Source organism: Sulfurospirillum oryzae, assembly GCF_025770725.1.
GTDB lineage: Bacteria > Campylobacterota > Campylobacteria > Campylobacterales > Sulfurospirillaceae > Sulfurospirillum > Sulfurospirillum oryzae.
The window spans coordinates 336,066-361,532 of the sequence record NZ_JANZKZ010000001.1 but is presented as its reverse complement, the minus strand read 5'-3'; the positions used below and the strand labels follow the sequence as shown (position 1 = coordinate 361,532).

The window sequence follows — 25,467 nt, the reverse complement described above, 5'->3', positions numbered from 1 at the left end:
ACAGCTGCGTAGCTTCCAAGGAGAGATAATTAATGGACTATAAAGAGACCTTGCTTCTTCCTCAAACCGATTTTCCAATGAGAGGCAATTTACCCCAAAACGAGCCTGCTCGTTATGCAAAGTGGTTTTCCAATGAGGAGAGCGCTTATGCAAAGATGATTAAAAACAGAGAAAATGCTCCTACATCATTTATTCTTCACGATGGACCTCCTTACGCGAATGGGCATATTCACATTGGGCACGCACTTAACAAAATTCTCAAAGATGTGATTGTTAAAACGCATTATTTTTTTGGTGAGAAAGTTCGTTATGTGCCAGGTTGGGATTGTCATGGTTTGCCGATTGAGCAGCAAGTTGAAAAAAATCTTGGTAAAGAGAAAAAAGACGCACTCCCAAAAAGTAAAATCAGAGAGTTGTGTCGTGAGCATGCGAGAAAGTTTATTGATATTCAACGCGAAGAGTTTAAATCTTTAGGTGTTATTGGTGATTGGGACAATCCATACATGACCATGAAGTTTAAATTTGAAGCGGACATTTACCGTGCGTTATGCGGTGTTGCTGACAAAGGACTTTTGGTTGAACGAAGCAAACCGGTTTATTGGTCATGGGCAGCAAGAAGTGCGTTAGCAGAGGCAGAAGTAGAGTATGAAGACAAAGAAGACTACTCAATTTTTGTGGCATTTGCACTGAGCCCTGAAGCCAAAGCAAAACTTGAAATCAGCTCTGACGCTTCTGTCATTATCTGGACCACAACGCCGTGGACACTGCCTGCGAATGTGGGTATCTCTTTTAGTCCCGATGAAAACTATGTGCTTACCAGTGATGGTTACATCGTTGCAGAGCCTTTACATGTAAAACTGATTGAACAAGGCGTCGTTGCAGGTGAGATCGTTAAAACGTTTAAAGCCAGTGTGCTTGAAAATAGTTTTGCAATCAACCCTCTTAATGGCAGACCATCACAATTAATTCTTGGCGATCACGTAACGATGGACGGTGGTAGTGGTTGTGTTCACACAGCTCCAGGACACGGTGATGATGACTACAAAGTGGGACTTCGTTACGGTCTTGAAGTGGTGATGCCTGTTGATGAGAGAGGCTGTTACGATGAGACTGTGGTTCATTTAGGGTTGCTTCCAGATGCGCAAAGTTTCGTAGGCGAGCATATTTTTAAATGCAACGAGCGTATTTTAGAGCTTTTGGGTACAAGACTTTTGAAATGCTCTAAGTTTACCCACTCCTATCCATTTTGTTGGAGAACCCATCAGCCGGTTATTTACCGCGCGACAAAACAGTGGTTTGTGGCAATGGACGAAGCGGTTGGCGGACGTGAGAGCCTTCGTAAAATGGCAATGGATGAGCTTGGAAAAGTGCGTTTTTACCCAAAATCGGGTATTAATCGTCTAGGTTCAATGATCGAAAATAGACCAGATTGGTGTATCTCAAGACAACGTGACTGGGGTGTTCCTATCGCATTTTTTAGAGATAAAACAACGGGTAAACCAATCTTTGATGCTAAAATTGTAGAGCATATCGCCAACATCTTTGAAGAAAAAGGTGCGGACGCTTGGTGGGATTTAGAGATCAAAGACCTTTTAGTTGACAATAGCGGTTATAAGCCAGAAAACCTTGAAAAAGTCATGGATATTTTGGATGTTTGGTTTGACAGTGGTAGTACATGGAAAGCGGTTCTTCAATCCAAAGACTATGATGCAGGACATTATCCTGCGACGATGTATCTAGAAGGGAGTGATCAACATCGTGGTTGGTTCCAAAGTTCACTCTTAGTCAGTACTGCCAACAATGGCATTGCTCCATATCAAAAAATTCTTACACATGGTTTTACGGTGGATGAGAAGGGTGAGAAGATGAGCAAATCGAAGGGCAATGTTGTAGCCCCTACGGATATTGCAAAAAGTCACGGTGTTGAAATTCTTCGCCTTTGGGTTGGAACGAGTGAATACACAACAGATCTTAAAATCAGCGACAACATCTTAAAACAGATCAGCGAGCAGTATCGTAAAATTCGTAATACCTTTAGATTTTTATTGGCTAACGTGAATGATCTTGAAACCATTATGCCATTTTCGCAAATGGGCGTTTTGGATCAATGGATCTTAGCGCATGCCAAAGCGGTTTTTGATGAAGCAGAAGGGTACTTTAGAGAGTATGAATTTTCCAAAGGTTTTGCGCTTTTGAACCATTTTATCGCAGTGGAACTCAGTGGTATTTACCTCGATATTTCTAAAGACAGACTCTACTGTAATGCTAAAAATGACTCTATTCGTCTTTCAGCACAAAGTGCAATGGCGCTCATTGCTGAGAAATTGATGGTGCTTATGGCTCCAACATTGACCTATACGATTGATGAGATGATGGAATATGCCCCTGCTATTTTAAAACAAAATTGTGAAAGTGTTTTTGATCTTGTTTATCAGCCTCTACCTGCTATTGCGACTTCGTTTGATGAAGCGTACATGATGGAAGCGAGAGAGAAATTCTTTGAAATCGTTGACGCATTGAAAAAAGAGAAAATCATCAAATCAACGCTTGAGTTAGCGCTTCAAACGACTTCACCAAAAATCGCAGCACTAGAGAAAGTGGACGCAGAAGACTGGTTTACGGTGAGTAAAGTGATAGAGCACAACGAAGAGGGCGAAATGGGTGTGTTTGAGGTGGCTGGGGATCAGTTTAAAATCCTTAAAGCGTCTAAATGCAAATGCCCACGTTGCTGGAAATACCGTGCTAAAAGTGAAGAAGAACTTTGCCACAGATGTAATGAGGCATTAAATGGTTGATTTTAGCGCTCCGGTGGAACTTAGTTTCATCTTTACCACCATTGGCGTTATTTTTGCCGTCATTGGGGTATGTGTTTATTTAATTAATGTCAAAACAAAAAAGTTAAAGGAGAGACGTTGATTACTTTAAAAGAGGCGTTGAAACTTTCTAAAGAAGAGATTGAAGCATTTAGAACTGATTTGAAAAAAGAGATTGAAGCGAAAAAAGAGTTGGGCGCGTATGTTGAACAGCTTACATGTAAAACGATAAGTGAGTATGGCGCAGGCATTCCGATTGCAATTAAAGACAATATTCAAGTCAATGGCTGGGAAGTAACGAGCGGGTCTAATATTCTTCAAGGTTATGTAGCTCCTTACAATGCGACCGTGATTGATAACATGCTGCGCCATGGGCTCTCTCCTTTTGGACGTACCAACATGGATGAGTTTGCCATGGGAAGCTCAACGGAATCATCTTTTTATGGTAAAACACTCAACCCACACAATCCAAAATGCGTTCCTGGTGGCAGTAGTGGTGGTAGTGCTGCAGCTGTTGCTGGCGGCATTGCCATCGCAGCACTTGGAAGTGATACGGGTGGAAGTATTCGCCAACCCGCAGCTTTTTGTGGTTGTGTTGGTCTTAAACCAACGTATGGAAAAGTAAGTCGTTACGGTTTGGGTGCGTACTCAAGCTCACTCGATCAGATTGGACCGATTACACAAAATGTGGAAGATGCGGCTATTTTATATGACATTATCGCAGGGCATGAGCCAAAAGACTCTACCAGTGCAAATATGGCACATCAAAGTGTAGCAGATAAGCTCAATGCAGATCGTAAGATGACCATTGCTGTGATTGAAAACTATCTTAACGAGGCAAGTCCAGAAGTGCGTGAACGTATGATGGATGGTATTAAGGCGCTTGAAAAAGCGGGTCATAAAATCATTTATCGCAATTTTATTAACAACAAATATGACATCGCGACTTATTATGTCATCGCAACCGCCGAAGCAAGTGCGAACTTGAGCCGTTATGATGGCGTTCGTTATGGCAATCGTGGAAGCAATGAAAACCTCAAAGAGATGTTTATTCAAAGCCGAAGCCTTGGTTTTGGTGAAGAAGTTAAACGAAGAATCTTGCTTGGAACATTTGTTTTAAGCAGTGGTTATTATGATGCGTATTATATCAAAGCACAGCGTGCGCGTCATTTTATTAAAGCACAGTATGAAGCCATTTTTAAAGAGGCTGATCTTATTTTTATGCCAGTAACTCCAACCAGTGCGTTTGAGTTTGGCTCTAAAGCAGATCCTTTAGAGATGTATTTGAGTGACATTTATACCATTTCACTCAATCTTGCAGGGCTTCCGGGTATTTCCGTTCCTCTTGGAATGGACAGTAAAGGGCTTCCTGTGGGAGGACAACTGATTGGTCAAGCGTATGGTGAGCAAGCACTCCTTGATGGAGCGTTAAGCTTAGAGCGTGAATTAGGATTATAGGAGAGCACACATGAAAATTAGAAAAAGAGCATTAACATTTGAAGACGTATTACTCGTTCCAAAATATTCAGAAATTTTACCTAAAGAAGTCGATATTAAAACAAAATTGACAAAGAATATCACCCTAAATATCCCTCTTGTTTCTGCAGCGATGGATACCGTTACAGAACACCGAGCGGCTATTATGATGGCACGACTTGGCGGTCTTGGTATCATTCATAAAAATATGGATATTGAATCTCAAGTAAGAGAAATCAAACGTGTGAAAAAAAGTGAAAGCGGCATTATTATTGATCCTGTTTCTATTAAAGCAAATGCGACGCTTCGTGAAGCATTAAACATTATGTCTGAGTACCGTATTTCAGGTGTCCCTGTTATTGATGACAAGGATATATTGATTGGAATTTTAACCAACCGTGATCTTCGATTTGAAAATGATTACTCTAAAAAAGTAGAAGAGTTGATGACAAAAATGCCTTTAATTACCGTCAAAAAAGGGACAACCCTTGATGATGCAGAGGCTATTTTTAGAACCAATAAAGTTGAAAAACTTCCTATAGTGGATGAAAACAATAAACTTGCAGGTCTTATTACGATCAAAGATCTTAAAAAACGCCAAGAGTATCCTCATGCTAACAAAGATGAGTTTGGGAGACTTCGTGTAGGTGCTGCGATTGGTGTTGGGCAACTTGATCGTGCTCGTGCTTTGGTAGAAGCAGGCGTAGATGTTTTGGTTTTAGATTCTGCACATGGACATTCAAAAGGTATTATTGATACGGTTAAACTTATTAAAAAAGAGCTTAGTGTTGACATCATTGCGGGGAATATCGCTACATCAGAAGCGGCTGAAGCGTTAGTGCAAGCAGGCGTGGATGGTATTAAGGTAGGTATTGGACCGGGTAGTATTTGTACCACTCGTATCGTTTCAGGTGTTGGTGTGCCTCAAATATCTGCTATTGAAGAGTGTTCAGAAGTGGGTAAAAAACACGGCGTTCCTGTGATTGCTGATGGTGGTATTAAATATTCAGGTGATTTTGCAAAAGCCTTAGCAGCAGGTGCTCAAAGCGTTATGGTAGGAAGCTTGCTTGCAGGAACCGATGAGAGTCCGGGTGAGTTTATTACGTACCAAGGACGTCAATACAAAACCTATCGTGGTATGGGAAGTATCGGGGCGATGACCAAAGGAAGTAGCGATCGTTATTTCCAAGAGGGAACGGCTGCGGATAAACTTGTGCCAGAGGGTATCGAAGGACGTGTGCCACATGCGGGTTCTATCCGTGATGTCATCTTCCAAATGGTGGGAGGACTTAGGTCTTCTATGGGCTATGTGGGCGCACGTGATATTATTGATTATCAAGAAAAAGCAGAATTTGTAGAAATCACGAGTGCAGGTCTTAAAGAGAGCCACGTGCATGATGTTATCATCACACACGAAGCACCAAATTATCGCGTTAATTAATGAGTAATGGGGTTAGATAACTCCAATTTCAAATAAGGTCAGTTGTGAAAATACAAACCTTGGTGGAACATTTTGACGAACCGCTCTATTTAGAGAGCGGTCGTATCTTAGAGACATACGATCTCAAATACGAGACGTATGGCGAAATGAATGAGAGCAAAAGCAATGTCATCGTTGTATTTCATGCGCTCACAGGAAGTCACCATGCTGCAGGTCGCTATGAAGGCGAGACGAAAGCGGGTTGGTGGGATCCACTCATTGGAGATGGTAAAATCGTTGATACAACAAAATATTGCGTGATTTGTGTCAACATCCTTGGAAGCTGTTTTGGCTCTACCGGACCTATGAGTATCAATCCAAAAACCAAAGAGCCACTGCGTCTGAAATTTCCTGTTTTAACCATCAGTGATATGGTCAGAGCGCAGATGAACCTTTTTGCAAGGCTGGGCATCAAAGAGGCGTATGCGATTCTTGGAGGCTCTCTTGGGGGCATGCAAGGGCTTTGTATGTCTATTGAATACCCAAACTTTGCTAAACGTGTGATACTACTTGCAACCACGTATGCAACGGGTGCTTGGGCGATTGCATGGAATAAGATTGCCATGGAGGGCATCGTCAAAGACCCTCGCTTTAAAAACGGTAATTACGAGCTAGAAGATTTTGAAGAAGAGGGACTGCTTAGTTTTGCGATTGGCAGGATGGCTGGGCATATCAGCTTTTTAAGTCCGCACTCTATGAATAAAAAATTTGGGCGCAATTACGTTGAAACGGATGGTTTGTACGAACTTTTTGGACGCTTTCAAGTGGAACGCTACATGGAGTATAACGGCTACAGTTTTGCCAAACGTTTTGATCCTTTAAGCTATCTTTACATCATTAAAGCGATGAATATTTTTGACGCGACACGTAATTATGACTCACTCGAAGATTCGCTTAAACACATTAAAGCCAAGTTAACGCTTATCTCTTTTCAAGGGGATTGTCTCTTTATGCACGAAGAGATGGAGTTTATCAAAACGACGATGGAAAATATGGGCAGAAGTGAAAAGGTAGACTATGTCTGTATTGACAGTCACTATGGACACGATGCTTTTTTGGTAGAGTACGATAAGTTTGATTTTTACATTAAAAAAGCACTGGACGCAAAGGTATAACATGCACGAAGAGAAGCAAAGTTTTGAAGCAAAGCTTGAGAATGCCAAAGTGATTTTAGATACGCTCTCCAACCCTGAACTTTCCTTAGAAGAGGGGATGAAAAAGTACCAAGAGGGCATCGCGATTTTAAAAGAAGCAACGAAAATGCTTGAAGAAGCAAAACTCACCTATACAAAATTGCAAGAGAAGGAAGAATTGGCATGAAAATAGCGGCATTGCAACTAAGCACTTTACCGATGAGCGAAGCAAAACTCGATTATTACTTTCGTATCTGCAAACAAAAAGAGGTTGAGGTGGTATTGCTCAGTGAGTATGCACTCAACAGCTTTTTTAAAGAGTTAGAGAGCATGCCAATCTCGATGATCAAAGAGCAATCCAACCATAAAATCGAAGTTTTGAAAAAATTGTGTGCCGATTATGATTTACATGTCATAGCACCCATCGTCAATGTTAAGGGTGACTTTTGTTACAAATGCAACGCGCATTTCTCACCCAAATCGGTTCACTTTTTCGATCAGCAATTTTTGATCAATTATAAACACTGGAACGAAGAGAAATTTTTTGCCAATGCGGTTGCGAAGTACACACTTCCTATCTTTCTGCACGGAGGTGTTCGTTTTGGAATCGTGAGTGGTTATGAGCTTCACTTTGATGCGGTGTGGGCTGAAGTGATGAAGAAAAATGTGGATGTTGTCCTCACCGCTACCTCTTCAACGTTTGATTCTGCACGTCGTTGGGAAGAGCTTTTGAAAATGCGAGCTATGTTGAACAATGTCTATATTTTACGAGCAAACCGCGTTGGAAGTTATAAAGAAGAAGATACGTGGCAGTTTTACGGACAAAGTAGTCTTATCTCCCCTTTTGGCGAAGTAGAACTTACCTTAGGTGATAAAGAAGAGATGCTTGTCGCAACCATTGAAAAAGAGAGTCTTGTGGAAGCAAGAAAGCTTTGGGGATGGAAAAAACAGGTCAGTAAAAGGGAAGCATTATGATGCGCTATTTCCACAGGCAAGTGCAGCTGTGGGGAGAAGAGACACAACAAAGTTTACAAACTAAAAAGATCGTTATCATCGGCTGCGGAGGTCTTGGAAGTTCTTTGGCGTATGCGCTGGGAAGCTCAGGCATCGGTGAGATTCACCTCGTGGATTTTGATGAGGTGAGTGTGCATAACATTCACCGTCAGATTGCGTTTAAAGTGGGCGATGAGGGAAAACTCAAGGCTGACGTGGTTAAAGAGAGCATCGAAAGTCGTTGTCCTTTTGTGAAAGTTTATGCGCACATCGGACGCTTAGAAGCGTTTACATGTAAAGGTATAAACGTCGATCTCATCATCGATGCGACTGATAATTTACCCACACGAGGACTGATTGATGCGTATGCCAAAGAGGTCAATACGCCTTGGCTTTATGGCTCGGTTGAAGCCTTTAACGGACAAGTCTGTTTTTTTGAGAAGAGTAGCTTTAAAGCCTTTGTGATCAGCAACAAAACACCTTCCGGCATTGCTGCCCCCATTGTGATGCACATTGCCTCTTTGCAAGCTAACTTAGCATTGCGCTATTTAGCAGGGCTGAGTGTAAAAAAAGATTTGCTCTATTATCTGTACATCAACGAAGAGGGTGAGTTGATCACCCAAAAATTTGGAATGCCACACTAAAAAATTGTTTTACATGTAAAAGGAAGACCATTGCATTTTGAACCGTATCCGTTTGAAAAATTGACCGAGTTACTCAAAGATATTACACCAAATAGCGCTTATTCAGCGGTGTCATTGACCATTGGTGAACCGCAGTTTGACACGCCCGATTTTATTCAAGAGGCGTTTAAAAAGAACAGTTATTTGCTCAACAAATACCCCAAATCTTCGGGCGAATCCTATGTCAATGAGGCGCAACGCAGTTTTGTCAAAAACCGTTTTGATGTCACATTAAAAAGCAGTGAACTTCTCTCCACATTTGGAACCAGAGAGGTGCTTTTTAACTTTCCTCAGTACCTTTTGTATGGCAAGCCAAATCCGGTTATGGCATACACCAACCCTTTTTATCAGATTTATGAAGGTGCAGCCATTGCGAGTCGCGCTCGTGTTGTGCATCTAAATCTTACCAAAGAGAATGCGTTTAAACCTGACATTAATATGCCCGCTTTAAAAGAGGCGGATTTGATCATTCTTAATTTCCCCAACAATCCAACCACCTCTGTTTTAAGCCTTGATGAACTGGGTGAATGGGTGAAGTTTGCACTCAAATATGACATTGTGCTTTTAAACGATGAGTGTTACAGCGAGATTTATGTGGGCGACAAACCAGCTTCTTTATTGGAAGCCTCTTTACATGTAGGCAATCCTAGCTTTAAAAATGTGCTGGTCATCAACTCGATCTCCAAACGCAGCTCCGCTCCAGGGCTTAGGTCAGGCTTTATAGCAGGCGATGAGAAAATACTCAGTGGTTATGCGAAGTACCGTACTTACGTGGGAGCTGGCATTCCCTTGCCGCTTCAGATTGCTTCGGCTGTAGCGTGGAGCGATATGGAACATGTGGAACTTACGCGCGCGCAATACGCGAAAAATCTGCGCCTCGCACATGAAATTTTAGGTGTGCCAGAAGTGGATGCGACGTTTTACGTTTGGTTGGAAGTTGAGGACGATTTAGAGTTTACATGTAAGCTTTATGAGCAGAAAAACATCAAAGTTTTACCAGGTCGTTTCTTAGGACGTAGTGGAATTGGTGAAAACTATGTGCGCATTGCGCTTGTGGAAAACAGTGTGAAAACAGAACACATTTTAAAAGAGATAAAAGATTTTATTTCTGCCTCGAAAGAGGCAAGCTTTAGAGCATAGCGCAGCGTAGCTTTTCAAGCTTGCTTGTAAAGCGTGTGTAAATAAAAGATTTTTGTAAAGGGTTGAATTGAAAAAAGTTCATTTTGTAGGCATTGGCGGCATTGGGCTTTCCGCATTAGCAAAATATTTAAAACAAGAGGGTTATGCGATAACCGGCTCTGATATAAAAGCAACGAAAATTACCGCAGGATTGGAAGAGCTAGGCATTAAAGTGCGCATTCCGCACGATCCTGATTGCATTACCGACCAAGATCTAGTGGTTTATTCTGCAGTCATCAAACCGGATAACGTGGAGCTTGTGCGTGCACGCGAAAAGGGCATGAGCATTATGCCTAGACGTGAGGCATTGCTTTTTATTCTTAAAAACAGACGTGTTTTCTCTGTGTGTGGAGCGCATGGCAAAAGTACGACCAGTGCGATGCTCGCTTCCATGGTTGAGGGCTCTTTGGTCATTGGAGCGGAGAGTAAGCAGTACGGCTCTAACATGTACTACAAAGAGGGCAACAATGTCATTTTTGAGGCGGATGAAAGTGATGAGAGTTTCTTAAACTCCAATCCGTACATTGCGATTGTCACCAACGCAGAACCTGAACACATGGAGTATTATAACTACGATTTTAACCGTTTTTACGGGGCATACCGCCACTTTTTAGAGAGTGCAAAGATTCGTGTTATCAACGCTGAAGATGAGTTCCTCAGCACTTTAACGGATTTAGACGCGATTCGCCTCTATCCAAGTCGTGACATCTGCGAAATTGATACCGTGATGCGAAATGGTGAGCCTTTTACTTCGTTTGTTCTTAAAGATTTAGGACGTTTTGAAGTGTGGGGTATTGGCTCTCACATGGCACTAGATGCTTCATTGGCAATTTTAGCAAGCATTCATGAGATGGACGTCGAGACAGCGCGTGAAAAACTCAAAAATTATAAAGGCATCAAAAAGCGTTTTGATCTTTTAACCAAGCATGAAAATTTTGCGCTCATTGATGATTATGGACACCACCCAACCGAGATCAAAGCGACGTTAGGATCAGCTAAAAAATATGCTGAACTGATGGGTCTTAAAAAAATTACAGCGATTTGGCAGCCGCATAAATACTCACGTACCATTGATAATTTGGAGAGTTTCGTGAACTGTTTTGAGGGGGTCGATCAGCTCATTATTTTACCGGTCTGGCGAGCTGGCGAGAAAGAGGTCTTTATTGACTTTGAAAAAGAGTTTGCACGTTATTCCCCACTTTTCCCACCGCGTGTTTACCGAAAAGATGATAGTATTGAGATATTTCCTTGCGAAGCGAATCAGCAAACTTTTGATGAAGGTTTAATCATTAGTTTTGGAGCAGGCGACATAACTTATCAACTACGAGGAGCGATGTAATGCAACTTTTACTTCTTTTGGCAGTGGCTTTTTTGATTGTATTTGTAATGTACGCAAAAAAAAATGCTCTCTCCAAAAAAGCTAAAGTAGGCATTTTAGCAGCTCTAGCGCTTCTAATTGCCTTTGCATGGTTATACGAAGCGAAGAGCACACAAAATAGCGAGCAGAACCGCTTACTTATCAACGCATTTAAACAGGGTAAAACCCTCGATTGTGAAGGCAAAGAGATTAGTTCTGCTACCTTTGTCTTTGTCAGTGGGACACTCAGTTTCATCCCCAACGATAAAAATCAAAACGATAAAGGTGTCGTTATTGACATTCTTACATGTAAAATGAAATAGTCATGGAAAAACTCTTTTCAAAACTCGATTTGGCCGATTATGCGACCTCATTCAAACATTTTTTAGCGCGTCAAAAACCTCTTTTTATGGAGGGTGATGCCAATTTACATTATAAACTTATCCATGAACTTTTGATGCGTGATCGTCTCAAGCCTCTACCTGAAGTTCCCTCTTTGGATGTGGCGCTGATGCACTTAACGAAGATGGGTACACTTCGTCTTAATGAGATTTTTGCGTTTGTGCAGATCATTAACTATATGCAGTACCTTAAAAATATGCTGAATGACCAAAGCCTTGGCGAATGGATGGAACGCATTTTAATTCCCGTTGAAATAACGCAAATTTGCGGTTATTTTGATGATAAAGGTGAGCTAAAACCCAGCGTTGATGAACAGTTTGCTAACATCGCTCAAAGCCTTAAAATGGTAAAAGATGAGATGAACAGTACGCTTCGTCGTCTCATTTCCACCGAAAAAATAGCGCTTTATCTCGCGGACAAGCAAATTCACTACATCAACAATCAAGAAGCCCTTTTGGTACGTGGTGGCTTTAACCATGTGTTAAAAGGCAATGTTATTGGACGCAGTAGCAGTGGTTTTTTCTATGTGGTACCTGAAGCACTTGCGAAGTTGGTGAGCCGTGAGAGTGAACTGTTGGATCGTAAAGAGGAGCTTGTCTACAAGTACGCTAAACAGATCTCTTCCACGTTTGCTAAACAGCTTAAATTTTTAGCTTTTGTGAACAAAGAGTTTGACCGCTTTGATGCCTACTATGCCAGAGTCGCGTACGCAAGAGAAAAAGATATGGAGTTTGTGCTTCCCTCTAAAACCAATGCGATTAAGTTAGAGAACTTTGCGCATCCTGCCCTTGCCAACCCAAAACCCATTACGATTGATTTTAGTAAACAGGTTTTGATGATTACGGGCGTGAATGCGGGTGGTAAGACGATGCTTCTAAAGTCCATTCTCTCTGCCGCCATTTTGAGTAAATACCTTCTTCCGATGCGAATCGATGCCAAACACTCTAGCATTGGCTCCTTTAAAGAGGTTTTTGCGATTCTTGATGATCCTCAAAATGTCAAAAACGACATCTCAACGTTTGCGGGACGTATGAGCGAATTTAGTAAGCTTTTTGGGAAGAAAACGGCACTTGTCGGTGTCGATGAGATAGAGCTTGGAACGGACGCGGATGAAGCGGCCAATCTCTTTAAAGTCATGATCGAAAAACTTATCGACAAAGAGATGAAAATCGTCATTACCACGCACCATAAACGGTTAGCATCTTTGCTTGCAACGCACCCCGAAGTCGAACTCTTAGCTGCGATTTACGATGAAAAGAGCGAACGTCCCACGTATGGATTTTTAAAAGGGACGATTGGTAAAAGCTATGCTTTTGAGACAGCCCTTCGTTATGGCATTCCTCAGACCTTGGTTGCCGAGGCGCGTATTTTATACGGTGAAGACAAAGAAAAGCTCAATGAGCTCATTCAAAAAAATATTGACTTAGAGCTTCAAATGCGTCAAACCTCTGAAGCATTAGATGCAAGGCTCAAAGAGGTTGAAAAACTCAAAGAGTCTTTAAGGGATGAAAAAGAGCGTGTCAGGGACGAGTTTGACCATGCCTATTCTAAGATGTCCAAAGAGTTCAATCAAGCGATTGGCGAAGCGAAAAAGGCGATTAAAAGCTCTGATACTAAAGAGTCTCATCGACTTTTAAACAAAGCTAACCAGCTTCATCAAGAGACCAAGCGCGTTGTACCTGAGCAAAAATCAGAACCTTTGGCTGTAGGCGATAAGATCAAATATGGCAGTTCAAAAGGTGTGATTAAGAGTATTAAAAAAGAAGAAGCGATGATCGAGTGCGATGGCATTACTCTTCGCGTTCCACTCTCCAAACTCAAACGAAGCGGCAATCAACCCAAAGTGCATAAACCTGGTGTTGTCATCTCCAAAGAGACGCCAAGTGGCTCGATGATTTTAGATTTGCATGGACTAAGAGCAGATGATGCTGTGGAAAGACTCGATAAGTTTCTAAGTGATGCCCTCATGAGCGGTTTTGATGAGGTTTTGGTCTATCATGGCATTGGAACGGGAAAATTGGCGTATGCAGTGCGAACATTTTTAAGCACTTACCCTTCTTTGGTTTCTTACGGTGATGCGCCTCTTAATATGGGTGGGTATGGTGCCACATTGATTAAACTTTAATAAAGCTTGATGTTAGAAAATAAACCAAGAAAGAGTATCAATTCTAAACGATACTCATCTAAAATAGAGGAATGATGTTAAATACTGAAGCACTTTTTTTAAAACTTTTACGCTTTGTCTCCGTAACGCCTGATGATGGTGGCGCATTTTTGTTTATTAAAGAGTATTTGAATGATTTCGAGGCTATTGAAATCAATGTTGAAAACACGAAAAATCTCTTTTTATATAAACGTTTTGGTGAAGGGCCACATCTCTGTTTTGCGGGGCATATCGATGTTGTACCTGCAGGGCATGGATGGCAGAGTGAACCGTTTGAACCTCTTGTAAAAGAGGGCATCGTCTATGCTAGAGGTGCGCAAGATATGAAAAGCGGTGTGTGCGCACTTTTACAAGCGCTTAAAAGTACCAACCATTTTCAAGGCACACTCTCAGCACTCCTTACCAGCGATGAAGAGGGTGATGCAAAGCATGGTACGATTGAAGTACTCAAAGCGTTAAAAGAGCGCTCTTTTTTACCAGACTACGCCATTGTGGCAGAGCCTACTTCTGAACTCATCTTTGGCGATGCCATCAAGATTGGTCGTAGAGGCTCTATCAACGGCGTGATTGAAATCACAGGGAAGCAAGGTCATGCGGCTTATCCTGAAAAAGCGATCAACCCTGTGCATCAAGTAGCTCCCGTATTGCACAAACTAGCAGGTCATTTACTCGATGCCGGTGATGAAGATTTTACCCCTTCGCAGATGGTTATTACAGATATTCGCGGCGGCATGGAGGTGAGCAATGTCACCCCAGGTAATCTTAAAATGATGTTCAATGTCCGCAATTCCACCAAAACGGATGTCGAAAAAATTCGTATGTATGTTGAAAGTGTGCTTGAAGGAATGAATTTTAGTCTCCGTTTGAGTGAAAGTGCGCAACCGTTTGTTACATGTAAAGACTCACGTATTGTCAAAGTACTCTCTAGCGCACTCTTACATGTAAAGGGAAAAATACCTAAACTCTCCACCGCTGGCGGAACCAGTGATGCACGTTTTTTTGGAAGTTTTGGCATAGCAACCGTTGAGTGTGGTGTGGTCAATGATACGATTCATGCGCCCAATGAGTGTTGCCCACTAAGCGAAGTAGACTCTTTAGTAGAAGTATTTAAAAATGTGATTGAAAATTTTGAAAAGGAAGATGTATGAAGATAGTTTCGACGACCAATGCACCTGCGGCGATTGGTCCCTATTCACAAGCGATTGTTGTGAATGATATGGTTTTTACCTCTGGGCAAATTGCACTAAAGCCCGATGGTAGTTTTTTGGATGGCGACGTGGAAGCACAAGCCACGCAAGTGTTAGAAAATCTCCAAGCCGTGCTTAAAGAAGCGGGAAGTAGTCTAGGACAAGTGGTTAAAACGACTATTTTCTTAGCCAATATGGACGACTTTGCCAAAGTTAATGGCGTGTATGGTTCTTTCTTTGGGGAGCATAAACCCGCTAGAAGTACCGTTGGCGTGAAAACCTTGCCTAGAAATGCGTTGGTCGAAATCGAAGCAATCGCTGTAAAGTAAAAGTTTTATTTTAAATGTCCAAAATAAACTTTATTTAAAGTTTTTGTAGGACTTTTTATAATAGAATGTCACACCCTAAAATCTTAGAGTAGGAAGTTATTTAGAATGACAAAAAATCACTATGACGTCTTGGTAGTCGGTGGCGGAATCTCAGGTGCAGCTCTTTTTTATGAGCTTGCAAAATATACAGATGTTAAGCGCATTGCGCTAGTCGAAAAATATGAGCGTTTAGCAAAATTAAATTCTGCTGGAACGTCAAATTCTCAAACCATTCACTGTGGTGACATAGAGACCAACTATACTCTAGACAAAGCTAAAAAAGTCAAAGAGACTGCTAGCATGATCGCAAAATATTGCGTTAAACATGGGCATGAGGGCAAATTTTTATTTGCTCATCAGAAAATGGCTATCGGTGTGGGTGATACCGAAGTTGAATATATGCAAAAACGATACGAAGAGTTTAAAGAACTCTATCCGTATTTGGAAGTGTTTGATAAAGAAAAACTCTCTAAAATCGAACCAAAGCTTATTTACGATGAAAATGGTAAAGAGCGTCCTGATAACATCATTGGTGTCGGTGTTGAAGGCGGAGAGTTTAGTACCGTTGATTTTGGGGCTATGACTGAGAGTTTGGTTGAAGAGGCACAAAAAATCGAAGGCAAAGTCGCTGACGTCTTTTTGAATTCTCAAGTAACCAACATTACAAAACTTGGTGATATGCATGTCGTTATGACCAAAGATCAGACCTTTACAGCAGATTTTGTGGTTGTAAATGCTGGTGCGCATTCACTTTATCTTGCACATGAAATGGGTTATGGTCTTGACTTTGCATGTTTACCCGTTGCTGGTAGCTTTTACATGACAAAGAAAAAAATGCTCAATGGTAAAGTTTACATGGTGCAACATCCAAAACTTCCTTTTGCAGCGTTACATGGTGACCCCGATATTTTAGCCGATGGCTGCACACGTTTTGGTCCAACAGCGCTGGTTCTTCCAAAATTGGAGCGTTACACGGGTGGTACGTATCTTGATTTTTGGCAGACACTCCAATTTGATGGTAAAGTTGCAAAAGTCTTTTGGGATTTGATGAAAGACAGTGACATTCGTAATTACATCTTTAGAAATTTCCTCTTTGAAATTCCTAAATTTGGTAAAGAGCTTTTCATTAAAGATGCACGTAAAATTGTTCCTTCCCTTCAGTTGGATGAACTTGAATACGCCCATAATTTTGGTGGTGTAAGACCTCAAGTTATCAATAAAACAGAGAAAAAATTGATGCTTGGAGAAGCGAGTATCAATCCAGGTACGGGTATCATCTTTAACATGACACCAAGTCCTGGTGCTACTAGCTGTCTTGGTAATGCACGACGTGACGTTAGAATCGTTTGTGAATACCTTGGTCGTACCTTCAATGAAGAACTCTTCAAACAAGAACTCGTTGACTAAATCTCACGGGGCTTTGAAAAAAGCCCCAAATAAAGCCTACACACATGATAAATCCTCTTGACCTTTACGCTAAAATCGAGTCTTTAATAGGCTTTGATGCACAGTATGAAAAACTCTATCAGATCTATTTGAACTTACTCAAATCTTTACATGTAAAGCGTATTTTAGATGTGGGATGCGGTAATGGAACCTTTTTAAGCCACTTGCAAAACGAGCAATTTGATGCCTGTGGCATTGATAGAAGTGGCTCTATGGTTGAGCGTGCTCTTGCTTTAGGTGTGAATGCAAGCACCAAAGAGTTAGAGGCGTTTGAGGAAGCTTCATTTGAATGTGTTGTTGCTATTGCTGATGTACTCAACTATATCTCGCCCGTAGAGATAGGCTCTTTTTTAGAAGCAGTCGCAAGAGTTTTACCTAAAGAGGGCTATTTTATCTTTGATGTCAACACTCTCTATGGTTTTGAAGGTGTGGCAGATGGTGTGATGTGTCAAAACAGAAATGATCAATTTTTGTCTGTTGATGCAACGTTCTTTAACAAAGAGCTTTTAACCAAGATTGTTCTGTTTGAAAAAGAGGGTGAGTTTTACCGTAAGGAAGAAGGGTCAATAACGCAATACTTTCATCCGCTTTCATATTTCAAAAAGCTTAAAATGTTTAAACTCAGCTCTACCAAACCCGTCACACTATTTGGTGACGAGCCTGATAAAACCATTTTAATGTTGCAAAAACGTTAACCCATTTTTTGTAAAAATGTAGTGAGCATTGAATTTTGTTGATCTATCTTCGTGTCTGCATTGAGTTTATCCATCAGTTGCTTGCGAAAATCACTCATCATTTGATCTAACGTTGCCAATGCTTCGGTTCTTGCATTCCCCGTTAATGGCGGTTGAGTATCGGCACTAAGTCCTAGTTTACCTTCTAATTCTGCTTTTTTCTCTTCAATCATCTTCTCAATTTTTTCATTGTTGTAATCTTGAAAAAAAGTCAGTGCCCCTTTCGTGCCTAATGTATTTTTAAACTCTTCAACCATCGTATCTGATTCACTAGGCGCTATAACCTCTGGCTGATTTATATTTGTCTTAACGCCAAGTTGGCTTTGAAGTTCCTTTGCAAAAGAGGAGAGAGCGGAAGTACCTTCGTTTTTAAGCGTTGTAAGTGTGCTGTTCAACGATTGACTTATTTTATTTTGAGCATCACTGATTGTCATCAAAAACTCCTTATAGCGATCTTATTATGACAAGCAAAAAAGGTTCCTATGTTACAATACTAAAAATGTAAAGGAGTGTTATGTTTGTTGTTGAAGAGGCAAAACTTTCTGATATTGAGCGTTTAATAGATTTACTAACAATACTTTTTTCACAAGAAGCAGAGTTTGTTCCTAACCGTACCCTACAACAAACTGGGCTTCAAATGATTCTTAATGATGCAAGTATAGGGACTATTTTTGTACTAAAAAGTGATCAAAAAATTATCGGTATGGTCACTCTTTTATGGACAATAAGCACAGCATTGGGTGGGAAAGTAGCGTTTTTAGAAGATATGGTTGTTGATCCTCTTTGGCGAGGAAAAGGTGGTGGACATGCGCTTATTGAGCATGCTATTTTGTATGCCGAAAAACTTACATGTAAACGCATTACGCTTTTAACCGATACCGATAATTTTAAAGCACACCATTTTTATCAGCAGTTTGGGTTTGAAGCTTCTTTGATGCAACCGATGAGGTTGCTACTGACTGAAAAGTAAAAGCTATTTCAAGTGTGACTATTTTTGCAAAAATCGTATGAAAATAGTACTATACAACATAGATACACGATAGGAGATGTTTTTGAGACGCTTGTTGGGGGTTATTTTCATTATTGTAGGCATGCTTAATGCGGCCTCACCTTCGTATGATCCTTCTGCTTTATATCAAGAAGTTGCACAGAAAATCAAAGATGAGTCAATCAATCCAGTTGATGAAAAACGACTTATGAACAGATGTTTAGATGGAATGGTGAATAGCGTCGATCAAAATGGACGCTATTTGAACGAAGAAGAGTATGAAACACTCTATTTAAGTTCTAAAGCCGTAGCGGGTATTGGGCTTTTTCTGATGGAGAAACATAACCATATTTTTGTTAAATCGGTAGTAGAACACTCTCCTGCACAGAAAGTGAATCTTCAAAAAGGAGATGAGATTGTTCAAGTGGATGGCATACTCGTCCGTGATCTTAGTGTTGAAGAAGTTGTTGCTCAACTAAGAGGAGCACCTAATAGCAAAATAAAACTGAGCGTTTTGAAGTCCAATAGCACTAAACCTATTGAATTACAACTAACACGAAAAAATGTTACGATTGATCTTATTACACCGCGAATGTTTGAAGGTGATATTGCCTACATAAAGATTAGCTCTTTTGCTCAAAATGCACTTGCGGAAATGCTGGAAGACACGCAGTATCTCTATGATTCACAAGAGCACAAAGTGAGTGGTTTTATTTTGGATCTTCGTGATAATCCAGGAGGCTTTTTTACGAGTGGTATAGCCATCACTTCTCTTTTTTTAGAAAATGATAAGCTTATTATTAATGTGAAAAGTCGCCATAAAGAAGAAAAAAAGCAGTATAAAAATACGCCACAAGACTATGATGGGTCTGAATATGTTCAAAAAATAGAAGCACTACCTTTTTTAAAAACCGTTCCTTTGGTTATTTTAGTCAATAATGACTCATCGGGAAGCTCTGAAATTGTAGCTTCTGTATTGCAAGAGTACAATCGTGCGGTGATCATTGGAACACCAACGTTTGGAAAAGATACTTTTGCAACACTCTTTCCGTTAAGTACCAATACGTCAGCCGTAAAATTTGCAACAGCAAGGTGGAGTACACCCAAAGGAAAAAGTGTGTGGCCAAGTGGCGTTAGCCCAAATATTGAAGTCCATCAAGAGAACGAAGAGAGCGACAAGCCTCTTGCGGAGGCATTGCACTTTTTACAAAAGAAGTAATTATTTCGTAACGAACATATAAAATGGTTTTTCATCTAGCTGCATATCGATCCAGACACCGTTAGACCCTAGTGTATCACTCAGTGCTACCTGTAAAGAAAGGTAGGTTTTGGGGAGTTCAAAAAGCACTTTGAGTTTTTTGTTCGAGAAAATGACTTTAGCTGAACCTGTGATAATATTGCAAAGTTCTGCAACACCATCGACAATGGCTGCGGTGTCTTCTGCTTCAAGGCTTTCTCCTAACATTGCTTCGAGGGCAATGAGGGCAAGTTCTCGTGGAAAGATCAGGAAGAAAGCACCACTAATATCACCTTTAAACTTCATAGCAGCAATAATAACTTGTGATGGAATTTTTTCATTAAAGGGTCTGATTTCGTGTTTTATCTTTTGGGCTTCAAGTCCTGTAATAGTGACCAGTGAATTAACCGCTGTGTCAATAAAGACAGGGAGGTTGATGATAAGTTGTTTGGAAAGACCTAAACTCTGTGTTGCCGATGGTTTATTTTTGGCTTGATTAATCGCAGTATGCGTAATCGTCATATCATATTTTTTAGCAGAAGCTTTGAGTTTAAAGTCTTCAGCATTTTGTGCATGCACGATAGAGTAGCCAAGCTTCACAAGTTCACTTGCAATTTTATCGGCATTTTCTTTGTCTTCATCGTAAATAAGTACCGCAAGTTCTTTTTTCAGCGCACTAGGATTGAAAAAGAGGAGTGCGGTGTTAATATTTTGGAAAAGTTTGACGGATGTATCGGAACTGAGTTTTTTAAGATACGTGAAAGTATCTCTTTTATAGTCACCAATAGCGACGGGAAGATCAATAGTATGGCTTAATTTTTCAAGTTGCTTTACTAAATTTGCAAGATTGGGATCTTCTTTGACTAAGGGCGCATAAGGAGTATCTTTTAAAGAAACAAGAATACCTTTGATACCTTTCTCTTTTAAAGAAGCTTGTTGTCCAACAATCGTGTTGTATAAAACACTATTACGACTTTCAAGGACAGCTTCATTATAGTTAAAGATTAAAATCGAGTGTTGTATGGTATTTGTCATGGCCTTGTTTCAACCGTTTATATTAATTAGGATTATGAGTCAGAGATGATAGCATAGAAAGCTTTTAATTTTATTGAATTAATCTGCCGATATAATATACATTAAGAAACTTGTGAGGTTGCAAAAAGTCGATGAAATCACGCTTTGAAGATATTGATAACGCCATCAAATACTATATTAAAGATGAGATTTATGTCGAAACGCATAAAGAATTAGAAGAATTAATCTTTTTTTCAAGCTACACAATAAAATTTGATGTTTTTAAAAAAGGCACTCAAAAGCTCAAAAAAATATTACGCGAAAAACTTCCTATGTCGATGCATATCTGGGAAGAAGATGCCACAAGAGTGATACAAAAGTATCATCTTGCAATTGACTATGGCACTGAACGCTACACGTATCTTCTTCGATCGCTTTTAAAAGCCCAAATAAAAATCAATGAAGCGGTGATGGGACATTTTATACGATTGTGCAAGCAAGCGCACTCTTTTGAGTACATTGAAAGTAGAGCAGAGCAGATTTATAAGCTTTTGTTTGATGGTATTGAAAAAGAAGCATTGGGCAAAACTTCATCATCACTTTAGCCTTTACATGTAAGGCTTATGATATAATTTTGTAACAAAAAAGTGATACAATAGAACTCATTTTGAAAGAAGGAACTAAAGATGGATAAAAAGACAAAAATCCTAGCAACAGTTGGACCAGCAAGCGATAGCGTAGAGGTTTTAGAAGGATTAATTAACGCTGGTGTAAACGTATTTCGTCTCAATTTTAGCCATGGTACCCATGAGTATCATGCAAGCACATTAGCAAAAATCAGAGAAGCAGAAAAAAATGTACAGAAAAAAGTAGGTGTTTTACAAGATATTTGTGGCCCTAAAATTCGTGTTGGAAAACTTGAGGAAGATTTTTATTTAGAAGTTGGTGACAAGCTCTATTTTACGAAAGAGCAAATTGAAGGTAAAAAACTTCAAGATGGTGCTTATGAACTGTGCATCAATCAACCTCAAATCTTAGATATGCTCAAAGAGGGTGAATATATCTACCTTTATGATGGCAACATCAGAGCAAAAGTCATTGAAATAGGCAAAAAAATTGTAACAGAGATTGAAAATAGCGGTAAACTTTCTTCCAATAAAGGGGTCAATTTCCCAAATACCGTCATTAACATCGAGGTTATTACGCCAAAAGATGAAGCAGACCTTTTATGGGGTGCACAACATGGCGTTGATTTTGTGGCAGTTTCGTTTGTTCAAAGTGCCAAAGATATTTTACATGTAAGAAAAATTCTTAAAGCACACAAGTCACGTTCACACATCTTTGCTAAAATTGAAAAATTTGATGCGGTAGAAAAAATTGATGAGATTTTAGAAGTAAGTGATGGCATCATGGTTGCAAGGGGCGATCTTGGTATTGAAGTACCATACTATAAAGTTCCAAGTATTCAAAAAAGAATTATTGCCAAAGCCAATGCTGCGTCCAAGCCAGTTATTACTGCAACACAAATGCTTCTTTCTATGGCTGAAAAAGAGATGGCAACCAGAGCTGAAATCAGTGACGTTGCCAATGCCGTACTTGATGGAACCGATGCTGTCATGCTTTCCGAAGAGAGTGCGATTGGTAAAAACCCGATTCATGTTGTTGAAGTTATGGCCAATACCATCAAAGAGACAGAGACAATCTATCCGTACAGCAAATTTGAGGTTTATCCATTCTTAGATGAGACCGATATTATCTCTTCTTCTACAGCGCGTTTGGCAGATCGTTTGGGTGTTGAAGCGATGATTTCACTCACCAGTTCAGGAAAATCAGCACGTAAATTAGCACGTTACCGCATTAAAGCAGATATTTATGCCGTTACACATGATGAACGAACAGCACGCTCTTTAACGATTGCTTGGGGTGTGAAGCCGATTATGAATATTGAAGCAAGTAATCTCAATATGATGCTTGGTAAAACCCTTCAAAAAGGAATTGAGAGAGGTTTAATCGACAAAGAAAAAACCTATATCGTAGCAGCAGGTTATCCAGCAGGGGTAGAAGGCAGTACAAACTTTATTCGTATTTTGAAAAAAGCGCAGATTGAGTACTACACTGACATGGTACTTTAACGCGAAATAGCAGTGAGGTTTTATTTTAATATTACCTTAAAGAAGGTTTAGGTAAAATCCAAACCTCAAAATAAAATCTCTCCCAAGAAGGACATACGCATGTATGCAATTATCAAAAATGGCGGGAAGCAGTACAAAGTTCAAGAAGGCGACTACTTAAATGTCGACAAACTTGACGCTCAGCCAAAAGAGAAAATAGTAGTGACGGAAGTTTTAGCTGTGAATAATGGCGAACTTAAAGTGGGTGCTCCATTCGTCAATGGTGCTACAGTAGAACTAGAAGTTGTTACTGAAGGCAAAGACAAAAAAGTTATTACTTTCAAAAAACGCAGACGTAAAGACTCAAAAGTCAAACGTGGTTTTAGAAGACAATACACTAGAGTAAAAGTTGTAAGCATTAAAGCTTAACCCACAAACGTTACATAAGAAAAGATTAGGAGTAACCAATGGCTCACAAGAAAGGTCAGGGAAGTACCCAGAATAATAGAGACTCAGCTGGACGTAGACTGGGTGTTAAAAAATTTGGTGGCGAGTTCGTACGTGCAGGTAATATTATTATTCGTCAACGTGGAACAAAAGTACATTTAGGAAGTAACGTAGGTATTGGTGTAGATCACACTATCTACGCATTAATCGATGGTTTTGTACAATTCCAACGTAAAGATAAAATAAGAAACAAAGTTTCTGTTATCCCCGCAAGTTTGTAATTTAAAGGTGGAGTTCGCTCCACCCTCTTTTTTTCCCTCAAAAACAAAAAATACCTCTAATGATTATACGATTACATGTAATGATTAAAGGCATTATTCTACATATTAAAAGGTTTTTACGATGTTTATAGACAATGTAGCATTAACACTCAGCTCAGGCAAAGGCGGACCGGGTTGTGTCTCTTTCCGTAGAGAAAAGCATGTTATCCAAGGTGGTCCTGATGGTGGAGATGGTGGGCGTGGTGGCAATGTCTATTTCCAAATTGATAGAAACACCCATACTCTTTCTCACTTTCGCAACAATCAACACCTTAAAGCTAAAAATGGTGAGCCAGGTATGGGGCGAAAAATGTACGGCAAAATGGGTGAGCATTTAATTGTTACTGTTCCTCCTGGAACCCAAGTCCTTGATGCTGAAACGGGTGAAGTGCTTTTAGATCTTTTAGAAGATGAAGATAAAAAACTCTTTTTAGAAGGCGGAATGGGCGGTCTTGGTAATACGCACTTTAAAAGTTCAACCAATCAACGCCCTGAATTTGCGCAACCTGGACGTGGTGGTGTTACAAAAGAGATTAAGTTAGAGCTTAAACTCATTGCAGATGTTGGACTCGTAGGTTTTCCAAATGTCGGAAAATCAACACTGATTTCAGTTGTTTCCAATGCGCAACCTGAAATTGCCAATTATGAATTTACAACACTCACACCCAAATTAGGTGTTGTTGTAACGGATGATTATCGCTCTTACGTCATGGCTGACATTCCTGGAATTATTGGGGGTGCTAGCGAAGGTAAGGGGTTAGGTATTGAGTTCTTGCGTCATATTGAGCGTACAAAATTTTTACTTTTTATGGTTGATCTTGCCAATTATCGTGATCTTAAAGAGCAGTATTTTACATTGCAACAAGAGCTAAAAAACTTTTCGGAGAAACTAGCCATTCGCGATTATGCGATTGCACTCACACGTTGTGACACACTAAGCCCCGAAGAGACCAATGAAAAAGTCGATGCTTTCTTAGCTTTGCTTGGGCTTGAAGCCAATGATTTGGCAAGCAAATATAAAGCACGGGAAGATTTACATACGTATTGCCAAGATGTGCATGAAAGAGAGCGAGCATTGCCATTTTTTGTCATGCCAATTTCGTCTGTTTCTAAGATCAATATTGATCCGATTAAATATGCCCTATCTGATGTTATAACAAAGGTTCGTGATGAAAAGAGTAGTTGTTAAGGTTGGCACGCATGTCCTTAGCGAGCAAAACCGTTTATGCAAAGAGCGTATTCTTAATTTAGTTGAATTTTTAGTGGCACTTATGCAAAAGCATGAGGTGATTTTGGTCTCTTCCGGTGCTGTTGCTGCGGGGTATTCTCTTTTAAAATTGGATAAAAAATTGTTGCACAATCGCCAAGCGATTGCTGCAGTAGGTCAGCCACAGCTCATGGCGATGTATAACAAGAAGCTAGAGAAATTTGGTAAAAGTGGTGCCCAGCTTCTTTTAACAGCAGATGATTTTGATTCACGAAAACGCTGTTACCATGCTAAATGTACGATAGACACATTGCTTGAAAATGGAATTCTTCCTATCATTAACGAAAATGATGCAACAGCAACCGAAGAGCTTGTATTTGGTGATAACGATCAACTCTCTTCTCGTGTCGCTTATTACTTTGGTGCAGATCTTTTGATCTTACTCTCCGACATTGATGGTTATTATGACAAAGATCCACACAAACACGAAGATGCAAAAATGCGTAAAATCGTTCATGAGATTGAGCCTTCTGAATTGGAAGTTGAAAAATCAGCCAATTTTGCTTTTGCCACAGGCGGCATTGTCACCAAACTCAAAGCGGCAGACTTTTTACTTGAACGCAAAAAATCGATGTTTATTGCGAGTGGTTTTGATTTAAGTGATGTTAAAAGTTATATGCTAGAGGGCGTTCATAAAGGTGGAACACTCTTTACATGTAAGGATTAAG

General features: G+C 40.1%; 26 protein-coding genes. 24 read left to right on the top strand and 2 right to left on the bottom strand.

Translation table 11 applies throughout. The annotated features are described in order from the left end of the window. The first annotated feature begins 32 nt into the window (after positions 1 to 32). The 16 genes from ileS to N0B29_RS01585 all read left to right on the top strand — a co-directional run bounded on the left by ileS (position 33) and on the right by N0B29_RS01585 (position 17,376). Positions 33 to 2,795 carry an isoleucine--tRNA ligase gene (gene ileS, locus N0B29_RS01660; protein WP_263831966.1) on the top strand — a complete coding sequence of 921 codons (2,763 nt, stop codon included), beginning with the start codon at positions 33 to 35 and terminating at the stop codon, positions 2,793 to 2,795. Beyond that, positions 2,788 to 2,916, top strand: coding sequence for a hypothetical protein (locus N0B29_RS01655; protein ID WP_263831965.1), 129 nt, complete (start codon positions 2,788 to 2,790; stop codon positions 2,914 to 2,916). The genes ileS and N0B29_RS01655 overlap by 8 nt, the downstream gene beginning before the upstream one ends. Beyond that, complete coding sequence (gene gatA / locus N0B29_RS01650; RefSeq protein ID WP_263831964.1) at positions 2,913 to 4,271, top strand: Asp-tRNA(Asn)/Glu-tRNA(Gln) amidotransferase subunit GatA; 1,359 nt, start codon at positions 2,913 to 2,915, stop codon at positions 4,269 to 4,271. Before N0B29_RS01655 ends, gatA begins: the two co-directional genes overlap by 4 nt. A 10-nt stretch (positions 4,272 to 4,281) precedes the next feature. Next, complete coding sequence (gene guaB / locus N0B29_RS01645; protein ID WP_263831963.1) at positions 4,282 to 5,730, top strand: IMP dehydrogenase; 1,449 nt, start codon at positions 4,282 to 4,284, stop codon at positions 5,728 to 5,730. Positions 5,731 to 5,774: 44 nt separating this feature from the next. Next, positions 5,775 to 6,884, top strand: coding sequence for a homoserine O-acetyltransferase MetX (gene metX, locus N0B29_RS01640; protein ID WP_263831962.1), 1,110 nt, complete (start codon positions 5,775 to 5,777; stop codon positions 6,882 to 6,884). 1 nt (position 6,885) lies between these two features. Further along, positions 6,886 to 7,089, top strand: coding sequence for an exodeoxyribonuclease VII small subunit (gene xseB, locus N0B29_RS01635; RefSeq protein WP_041956658.1), 204 nt, complete (start codon positions 6,886 to 6,888; stop codon positions 7,087 to 7,089). Continuing rightward, positions 7,086 to 7,877, top strand: a complete 792-nt coding sequence (locus N0B29_RS01630; protein WP_263831961.1) for a carbon-nitrogen hydrolase family protein — start codon at positions 7,086 to 7,088, stop codon at positions 7,875 to 7,877. The genes xseB and N0B29_RS01630 overlap by 4 nt, the downstream gene beginning before the upstream one ends. Further along, on the top strand, positions 7,874 to 8,539 hold the full coding sequence (locus tag N0B29_RS01625; RefSeq protein WP_263831960.1) for a HesA/MoeB/ThiF family protein: 666 nt from the start codon (positions 7,874 to 7,876) through the stop codon (positions 8,537 to 8,539). The genes N0B29_RS01630 and N0B29_RS01625 overlap by 4 nt, the downstream gene beginning before the upstream one ends. 30 nt (positions 8,540 to 8,569) lie before the next feature. Beyond that, positions 8,570 to 9,718, top strand: a complete 1,149-nt coding sequence (locus N0B29_RS01620) for a succinyldiaminopimelate transaminase (RefSeq protein WP_263831959.1) — start codon at positions 8,570 to 8,572, stop codon at positions 9,716 to 9,718. Between the two features lie 67 nt (positions 9,719 to 9,785). Further along, positions 9,786 to 11,096 (top strand): UDP-N-acetylmuramate--L-alanine ligase, encoded by a 1,311-nt coding sequence (gene murC / locus N0B29_RS01615; RefSeq protein WP_263831958.1) that lies wholly within the window; start codon positions 9,786 to 9,788, stop codon positions 11,094 to 11,096. Then, entirely contained in the window at positions 11,096 to 11,437 is a 342-nt protein-coding gene (locus N0B29_RS01610) for a hypothetical protein (protein WP_263831957.1), read from the top strand. Before murC ends, N0B29_RS01610 begins: the two co-directional genes overlap by 1 nt. Before the next feature lie 2 nt (positions 11,438 to 11,439). Next, positions 11,440 to 13,641: an endonuclease MutS2 gene (locus tag N0B29_RS01605; RefSeq protein WP_263831956.1), complete on the top strand. Its 2,202-nt coding sequence runs from the start codon at positions 11,440 to 11,442 to the stop codon at positions 13,639 to 13,641. Between the two features lie 74 nt (positions 13,642 to 13,715). Next, the gene (gene dapE / locus N0B29_RS01600) at positions 13,716 to 14,828 is read left to right on the top strand and encodes a succinyl-diaminopimelate desuccinylase (protein WP_263831955.1); all 1,113 of its coding nucleotides are present in this window, start codon (positions 13,716 to 13,718) and stop codon (positions 14,826 to 14,828) included. Beyond that, complete coding sequence (locus N0B29_RS01595) at positions 14,825 to 15,196, top strand: RidA family protein (protein WP_263831954.1); 372 nt, start codon at positions 14,825 to 14,827, stop codon at positions 15,194 to 15,196. The genes dapE and N0B29_RS01595 overlap by 4 nt, the downstream gene beginning before the upstream one ends. Before the next feature lie 105 nt (positions 15,197 to 15,301). Beyond that, positions 15,302 to 16,642, top strand: a complete 1,341-nt coding sequence (locus tag N0B29_RS01590; RefSeq protein ID WP_263831953.1) for an FAD-dependent oxidoreductase — start codon at positions 15,302 to 15,304, stop codon at positions 16,640 to 16,642. Between the two features lie 44 nt (positions 16,643 to 16,686). Then, on the top strand, positions 16,687 to 17,376 hold the full coding sequence (locus N0B29_RS01585; protein WP_263831952.1) for a class I SAM-dependent DNA methyltransferase: 690 nt from the start codon (positions 16,687 to 16,689) through the stop codon (positions 17,374 to 17,376). On the opposite strand, the gene N0B29_RS01580 is transcribed toward N0B29_RS01585, so the two are convergent. Then, a complete protein-coding gene (locus N0B29_RS01580; RefSeq protein ID WP_263831951.1) occupies positions 17,373 to 17,849 on the bottom strand; it encodes a hypothetical protein in 477 nt (158 codons plus the stop codon). The two genes, N0B29_RS01585 and N0B29_RS01580, sit on opposite strands and share 4 nt — an antisense overlap. An 80-nt stretch (positions 17,850 to 17,929) precedes the next feature. Here N0B29_RS01580 and N0B29_RS01575 point away from each other — a divergent pair, with 80 nt between their 5' ends. Both N0B29_RS01575 and N0B29_RS01570 read left to right on the top strand, forming a co-directional pair. Continuing rightward, the gene (locus N0B29_RS01575) at positions 17,930 to 18,385 is read left to right on the top strand and encodes a GNAT family N-acetyltransferase (RefSeq protein WP_263831950.1); all 456 of its coding nucleotides are present in this window, start codon (positions 17,930 to 17,932) and stop codon (positions 18,383 to 18,385) included. An 82-nt stretch (positions 18,386 to 18,467) separates the two neighbouring features. Further along, positions 18,468 to 19,622, top strand: a complete 1,155-nt coding sequence (locus N0B29_RS01570; protein ID WP_263831949.1) for a S41 family peptidase — start codon at positions 18,468 to 18,470, stop codon at positions 19,620 to 19,622. Here the strand turns inward: N0B29_RS01570 and N0B29_RS01565 are convergent, their stop codons facing one another. Next, positions 19,623 to 20,675 carry a chemotaxis protein CheX gene (locus tag N0B29_RS01565; protein WP_263831948.1) on the bottom strand — a complete coding sequence of 351 codons (1,053 nt, stop codon included), beginning with the start codon at positions 20,673 to 20,675 and terminating at the stop codon, positions 19,623 to 19,625. Between the two features lie 131 nt (positions 20,676 to 20,806). Between N0B29_RS01565 and N0B29_RS01560 the strand changes: the two genes are divergently transcribed. The 6 genes from N0B29_RS01560 (at position 20,807) to proB (ending at position 25,466) form a co-directional block, all read left to right on the top strand. Continuing rightward, positions 20,807 to 21,259 carry a hypothetical protein gene (locus tag N0B29_RS01560; protein ID WP_263831947.1) on the top strand — a complete coding sequence of 151 codons (453 nt, stop codon included), beginning with the start codon at positions 20,807 to 20,809 and terminating at the stop codon, positions 21,257 to 21,259. Positions 21,260 to 21,340: 81 nt separating this feature from the next. Then, on the top strand, positions 21,341 to 22,786 hold the full coding sequence (gene pyk / locus N0B29_RS01555; RefSeq protein WP_263831946.1) for a pyruvate kinase: 1,446 nt from the start codon (positions 21,341 to 21,343) through the stop codon (positions 22,784 to 22,786). Between the two features lie 99 nt (positions 22,787 to 22,885). Further along, the gene (gene rplU / locus N0B29_RS01550; RefSeq protein WP_014768747.1) at positions 22,886 to 23,194 is read left to right on the top strand and encodes a 50S ribosomal protein L21; all 309 of its coding nucleotides are present in this window, start codon (positions 22,886 to 22,888) and stop codon (positions 23,192 to 23,194) included. 38 nt (positions 23,195 to 23,232) lie between these two features. Next, positions 23,233 to 23,493 carry a 50S ribosomal protein L27 gene (rpmA, locus tag N0B29_RS01545; RefSeq protein WP_263831945.1) on the top strand — a complete coding sequence of 87 codons (261 nt, stop codon included), beginning with the start codon at positions 23,233 to 23,235 and terminating at the stop codon, positions 23,491 to 23,493. A gap of 121 nt (positions 23,494 to 23,614) precedes the next feature. Further along, the gene (gene obgE / locus N0B29_RS01540; protein WP_263831944.1) at positions 23,615 to 24,721 is read left to right on the top strand and encodes a GTPase ObgE; all 1,107 of its coding nucleotides are present in this window, start codon (positions 23,615 to 23,617) and stop codon (positions 24,719 to 24,721) included. Beyond that, positions 24,702 to 25,466, top strand: a complete 765-nt coding sequence (gene proB / locus N0B29_RS01535; RefSeq protein WP_263831943.1) for a glutamate 5-kinase — start codon at positions 24,702 to 24,704, stop codon at positions 25,464 to 25,466. The genes obgE and proB overlap by 20 nt, the downstream gene beginning before the upstream one ends. Position 25,467: the final 1 nt, after the last annotated feature.